The organism is Citreimonas sp., from assembly GCF_042096055.1.
GTDB lineage: Bacteria > Pseudomonadota > Alphaproteobacteria > Rhodobacterales > Rhodobacteraceae > Citreimonas.
Genome location: NZ_JBELMH010000127.1, coordinates 1 through 5451, shown reverse-complemented (window position 1 = coordinate 5451; position 5451 = coordinate 1). Strand labels below are relative to the sequence as shown.

At 70.8% G+C, this 5451-nt stretch carries 6 protein-coding genes; 4 read left to right on the top strand and 2 right to left on the bottom strand.

The window, feature by feature from the left end; genetic code table 11:
* Positions 1 to 71: 71 nt before the first annotated feature.
* Positions 72 to 836 carry a DUF1013 domain-containing protein gene (locus ACFDTC_RS17170; RefSeq protein WP_375260100.1) on the bottom strand — a complete coding sequence of 255 codons (765 nt, stop codon included), beginning with the start codon at positions 834 to 836 and terminating at the stop codon, positions 72 to 74.
* A 134-nt stretch (positions 837 to 970) separates the two neighbouring features.
* Between ACFDTC_RS17170 and ACFDTC_RS17165 the strand changes: the two genes are divergently transcribed.
* From ACFDTC_RS17165 to ACFDTC_RS17150, 4 genes are all read left to right on the top strand, one after another.
* Positions 971 to 1603 carry a ribonuclease T gene (locus tag ACFDTC_RS17165; RefSeq protein WP_375260099.1) on the top strand — a complete coding sequence of 211 codons (633 nt, stop codon included), beginning with the start codon at positions 971 to 973 and terminating at the stop codon, positions 1601 to 1603.
* Between the two features lie 161 nt (positions 1604 to 1764).
* Positions 1765 to 3390: an AMP-binding protein gene (locus tag ACFDTC_RS17160; protein ID WP_375260098.1), complete on the top strand. Its 1626-nt coding sequence runs from the start codon at positions 1765 to 1767 to the stop codon at positions 3388 to 3390.
* 63 nt (positions 3391 to 3453) lie between these two features.
* Complete coding sequence (locus ACFDTC_RS17155) at positions 3454 to 3618, top strand: hypothetical protein (protein ID WP_375260097.1); 165 nt, start codon at positions 3454 to 3456, stop codon at positions 3616 to 3618.
* A 71-nt stretch (positions 3619 to 3689) separates the two neighbouring features.
* Entirely contained in the window at positions 3690 to 4712 is a 1023-nt protein-coding gene (locus ACFDTC_RS17150) for a hypothetical protein (protein WP_375260096.1), read from the top strand.
* Here ACFDTC_RS17150 and ACFDTC_RS17145 read toward each other — a convergent pair.
* The coding region (locus ACFDTC_RS17145) for an SPOR domain-containing protein (RefSeq protein WP_375260095.1) at positions 4713 to 5451 on the bottom strand (739 nt) is incomplete at its 5' end.

The following is a 5451-nucleotide window of genomic DNA, read 5'->3' as shown; positions in this document are numbered from 1 at the left end:
AAACGAAAACGGGCGGCCCTTTGGCCGCCCGTTTCGTATCAGGACACCCGCGGCGCGCAGGCCGCGTGCCGTCACTTCTGGTCCTCGTCCTCGTCGTCGTCGGACGCGTCGTCGGGCAGGTTGAAGAAGCTTTCCGCGTCGGAATAATCCTTCCGCGCCGCCTTCTTCTCGTCCTCGTCCTCGCGCGACGAGCCCGACAGGCTGAACGTCTCGAGGCCCTCGATCGCCGACGGCAGGCGCGGCTCGGCGTCCATTCCGAGGCTCTGCTCGGTCGAGACCAGCTTGCGCCGCTCGTCGTCGTTCATCACCGCGTCCTGCTTCTTGGCGGCCTTGGCCACGGCGGCGTCCAGTTCGGACTGGCGGCACAGGCCCAGCGCGACAGGGTCGATCGGCTGGATGTTCTGGATGTTCCAGTGCGTACGCTCGCGGATCGACTGGATCGTCGGCTTGGTCGTGCCCACCAGCTTGCTGATCTGGCTGTCGGCCAGCTCGGGGTGGAACTTGACCAGCCACAGGATCGCGGCGGGACGGTCCTGGCGCTTGGACAGCGGGGTGTAGCGCGGGCCTCGGCGCTTGTCCTCGTCCAGCGCAGCTGGGTTGAACTTCAGCTTCATCTTGTAAAGCGGGTTCTTCTCGGCCTGGTCGATCTCGTCCTGTTCAAGCTGGTTGTTGGCGACCGGGTCGAAGCCCTTGACGCCCGCGGCCACGTCGCCGTCGGCGATGCCCTGCACTTCCAGCTCGTGATAGCCGGTGAATTCCGCGATCTGCTTGAAGCTGAGGGTGGTGTTGTCCACCAGCCAGACGGCGGTCGCCTTCGGGTGCAGCAGCTTGGCCATGTCACGTCTCCTTGCAATAGTCCTTCCCGCGCCGTGGCCTTCGGGGCCAGGCGGTCCCGGCCATCCGGGACAGTTACCGTTGTCGGGAAACTCGGGCGCTATATAATCGCCTTGGCATCATGAGGAAAGAGCAAATGCGCGCAGCCCTTGCGGTCCTTCTGCTGGCCGCCGGCATGGCCCGCGCCGAGGGCGAGCGGCCCGGCGACTTCGACTACTACGTGCTCGCACTCAGCTGGTCGCCCGGCTGGTGCGACCGCGAAGGCATCGCCCGCGGATCCGAGCAATGCGGCCGCGGGTTGGGCTGGTCGCTGCATGGCCTCTGGCCGCAATACGACACAGGCTGGCAGTCCTACTGCCCCACCGGCACCGCCCCGCCCTCGCGCGCGCAGACCGCGGCGATGGCCGACATCATGGGCGAGGCCGGGTTGGCGTGGCACCAGTGGAAGAAGCACGGCACCTGCTCGGGCCTGTCGGCGACGGCGTATTTCGACCTGTCGCGCGACGCCTACGACGCGGTCGCGCGCCCGAACGTGTTCCGCCGGCTGGACGAGCCGGTTCGCCTGCCGGCGCGGGTCGTGGAAGAGGCGTTCCTGAAAGACAACCCCGCCTTCGGCCCCGACGGCGTCACCGTCACCTGCCGCGACGGCCAGGTGCAGGAGGTGCGCCTGTGCCTGTCGCGTGACCTGGACCCCGTGACCTGCGGCGCGGACGTGGTGCGCGACTGCACGCTGGACGACGCGCTGCTGGTCCCGATCGACGGCCCCTAAGCGTGCAGGGGGCGCTGCCCCCGCCGCGTCTCCCCCAAGATTTTCGGAAGCAGAAGAAACACCCGGGCGTTCCCGTGCGCCCGCGCTGTTTTCCATGCGATTTGCGCGCACAACGGTGCTATTCATGGTCGCGACCAAAGCCGCGAGGGGGGAGACACATCATGGGGTGGATGGCCGACGAGACCGGGCTCGAGAGAAACGCCGCGAACCACGTGCCGCTGACTCCGCTGTCGTTCCTGCAGCGCGCGGCGCAGGTGTTTCCGACGCGCACCGCCGTGGTCTACGGCCCGCACCGCAAGACCTACGCGGAGTACTACCAGCGCGTCACGCGCCTCGCCTCGGCCCTCGCCGGTCTGGGCGTGCGTCCGGGCGAGGTGGTGGCGACGATCCTGCCCAACATCCCCGCCCAGGCCGAGGCGCATTTCGGCGTGCCCGCCTGCGGCGCCGTGCTCAACACGATCAACACGCGGCTCGACGTCGACACGGTCGCCTACATCCTCGACCACGGGCAAGCCAGGGTCGTGCTCTGCGACGCGCAGTTCATGGAGGCCCTGGCCGCCGCCATGGCGCGGATGGAGGGTCCCGCGCCGCAGGTGATCGAGGTCGCCGACCGCCACGGCGGCGCGCCCGCCACCAGCGAGCACCTGGAATACGAGGACCTGCTGGCGCGCGGCGATCCGGACTTCGCCTGGGTGATGCCCGACGACGAGTGGGAGAGCCTCGCGCTCAACTACACCTCGGGCACCACCGGACGGCCCAAGGGCGTCGTCTACCATCACCGCGGCGCCTATCTTAACGCAATGGGCCAGGTGCTGTCGTGGCGCATGGTGCTGCATCCGGTCTACCTGACGATCGTGCCGCTGTTCCATTGCAACGGCTGGTGCCACACCTGGATGATGCCCGCGCTCGGCGGCACGCTGGTCTGCTGCCGCGAGATCGCCGCCAAGCCCATCTTCGACGCCATCGCCGACGAGGGCGTGACCCATTTCGGCGGCGCACCGATCGTGCTCAACGCGCTGGTCAACGCCCCGCCCGAGGCGCGGCGCGCCTTCGACCACGTGGTCGAGGTCTTCACCGCCGGCGCGCCGCCCGCCCCCGCCACGCTGGCGAAGATCGAGACGATGGGCTTCAACATCACGCATGTCTACGGCCTGACCGAGACCTACGGCCCCGCCACCGAATGCTGCTGGTCGGCCGACTGGGACCACCTTCAGGGCGACGCGCGCGCGTCGCAGAAGGCGCGCCAGGGCGTCGCCATGCCGTTCATGGAGCCGGTCGACGTCTGGGACGAGGCCGGCAACCCCGTGCCCCGCGACGGCACCACGAAGGGCGAGATCGTGTTCCGCGGCAACGGCGTGATGAAGGGCTACCTCAAGAACCCAAAGGCCACGGCCGAGGCCTTCGCCGGCGGGGTGTTCCACTCGGGCGACATCGCGGTGATGCACGCCGACAACTACGTCCAGATCGCCGACCGCGCCAAGGACATCATCATCTCGGGCGGCGAGAACGTCAGCTCGGTCGAGGTCGAGGGCTGCCTGATGGCACACGACGCGGTGTCGCTGTGCGCCGTGGTCGCCAAGCCCGACGAGAAGTGGGGCGAGGTGCCCTGCGCCTTCGTCGAGCTGAAGGACGGCGCGCAGGCGACCGAGGCCGAGCTGATCGCCTTCGCGCGCGAACGGCTGGCCGGGTTCAAGACCCCCAAGGCCGTGGTTTTCCGCGAGCTTCCCAAGACCTCGACGGGCAAGATCCAGAAGTTCGAGCTGCGCGCCGTGGCGCGCGAGCTGTGATCCGCCCTTGGCAGGCCCGGCGCGCGCCCCAGTTCATGCCGTGGACATGCGAAGGAGACGACCATGACCGACGGCACCGACAAGACGCCCGCCCCGGCCGAGGACCGGCCCCGCGAGGCGCAGGCACAGCCGCCCCACGTCGAGGATCTGCGCGGCCGCACGACCACGCGGCACGATCGGTCCGCGCATCGCAGCCACGCCTGGCTCTACGAGGATCTGCTGAACTGACACGCGGGCTTTCCAGCCCGCGCGGCGCGCGGTAGACCGGTGTCAAAGCGACAAGGCGCATACAGGCCCGCATGACCGCGTTGAAAGAGTACGACAGGCTCGAGGCCACGGGCCTCTGGCGTCCCGCGCCCGGCGAACAGCGCCGCGAGGTGATCGTCTCTTTGGGCGACGCCACGCTGACCCTGACCGAGGTCAGCGGCGCGGTGCTGACGCATTGGTCCGTGGCGGCCATGGTGCGCGCCAACGGCACGGTGCGGCCCGCGCTTTACCACCTCGACGGCGATCCGGGCGAGACGCTCGAAATCCCCGAGGACGAGACCACGATGATCGACGGCATCGACCGCGTGCTGCGCGCGATCGACCGGCGCCGGCCGCGCCCGGGCAAGCTGCGCTTCGTGCTTGGCGGGTCGGCCGCGGCGGTGATCGCGCTGGCGGCGGTGCTCTGGCTGCCCAGCGCGCTGGAACGCTACGCCACCACCGTGGTGCCCCCGGCCAAGCGGGCGGAGATCGGCCAAGCCGTGCTGGCGCACATGACCCGCGTCACAGGCCAGCCCTGTCGCGGCCGCGATGCCCGCGCACCGCTGCGCCGGCTGGCCGCGCGGGTGCTGGGGCCCGACCGCGCCGGCGCGCTGGTGGTGCTGCCCACCGCCACGCGCGACAGCGCGCACCTACCCGGGGGGGTGATCCTGCTGGGTCGGCAGGTCTTCGAGGATCACGAAGATCCGGACATCGCCGCCGGCTACATCCTCGCCGAGGCGCTGCGCGCCACGCTGGACGATCCGCTGCGCGACGTGCTGGACCACGCCGGCCTGATCGCCACGCTGCAATTGCTGACCACCGGCAGCCTGCCCGAAGAGTCGCTGTCGTCATACGCGGAACAGGTGCTGACCGCACCGCAACGCCCGGCACCGCACGACGCGTTGCTGGCGGCGTTCGGCACGGCGCAGATGCGCAGCACGCCCTACGCCTACGCGATCGATCCCACCGGAGAGACCACGCTGCCGCTGATCGAGGCCGATCCCGGCGGCGACGGCGGCACGCCGGTCGCGAGCGATTCAGACTGGGTGCGCCTGCAGGGTGTCTGCGGCGCCTAGCTAGTCCGCGATCGCGCCCGCATAGCCCGCGTCGCGCGTGCGGGCCAACCCGTCGCTCAGCCCCGACTCCGACGCGAACGGCCCCACCAGGACGGCACGCATCTGCCGGCCGTCATGGCTTTGCGAGCCGAAGCGCACCGGCAGCCCGGCCGCGCGCAACCGAACCGCCGCAGCCTCGGCGCGATCCTGGCTGCTGAACAGCCCCACGCGCACGAACCGTGCCGCCGTCGCGGCCACGCCGCTGGTCGAGACCACAGCGCGCTGGCCTTCGGCGGTCTCATACCGGACGCGCGGCGCGGCATGGCTGCGCGGGGCCGGCGCCGTGGTGCGATAGACCGCGATCGGATCCTCGACGGTCGCGACCGCCCCTTGCGGAATGCCCTGGCGCGGCACGGTGTCGGTCCAGACGCGCTGGGTCGCGCGGTGGCCGTCGACCTTCTGCCAGGCCCGCCAGGGGTTCAGGCGCCCGTCCTCCCACGCCGGCTGGTAGCCCGCCGGCACGGTCACGCCCCGCTCGACCCGCGTCTCGAAGACGTGGCGCGGGACGATCCACGACGTGGCTGCCACCGCCATCGTGCCGCCGCCCGCAGCCGGGATCACCGCGGCATCCGCGCCGGCGCGGGCGGGCATCGTCCAGGTGTCGGTCGCAGCCGTGCTGCGCGCGGGCGCGCTGCGGACGATGCGGGGCGGCACCGCCGCCTGCGGCCGGGCGGTCTGCGCGCGGGTGCGCGGCGGCGGC

Excerpts from the sequence above, each read along its gene's own strand:
- ACFDTC_RS17170 (WP_375260100.1), bottom strand. The coding sequence starts at position 836 with ATGGCCAAGCTGCTGCACCCGAAGGCGACCGCCGTCTGGCTGGTGGAC.
- ACFDTC_RS17165 (WP_375260099.1), top strand. The coding sequence starts at position 971 with ATGCGCGCAGCCCTTGCGGTCCTTCTGCTGGCCGCCGGCATGGCCCGC.
- ACFDTC_RS17160 (WP_375260098.1), top strand. The coding sequence starts at position 1,765 with ATGGGGTGGATGGCCGACGAGACCGGGCTCGAGAGAAACGCCGCGAAC.
- ACFDTC_RS17155 (WP_375260097.1), top strand. The coding sequence starts at position 3,454 with ATGACCGACGGCACCGACAAGACGCCCGCCCCGGCCGAGGACCGGCCC.
- ACFDTC_RS17150 (WP_375260096.1), top strand. The coding sequence starts at position 3,690 with ATGACCGCGTTGAAAGAGTACGACAGGCTCGAGGCCACGGGCCTCTGG.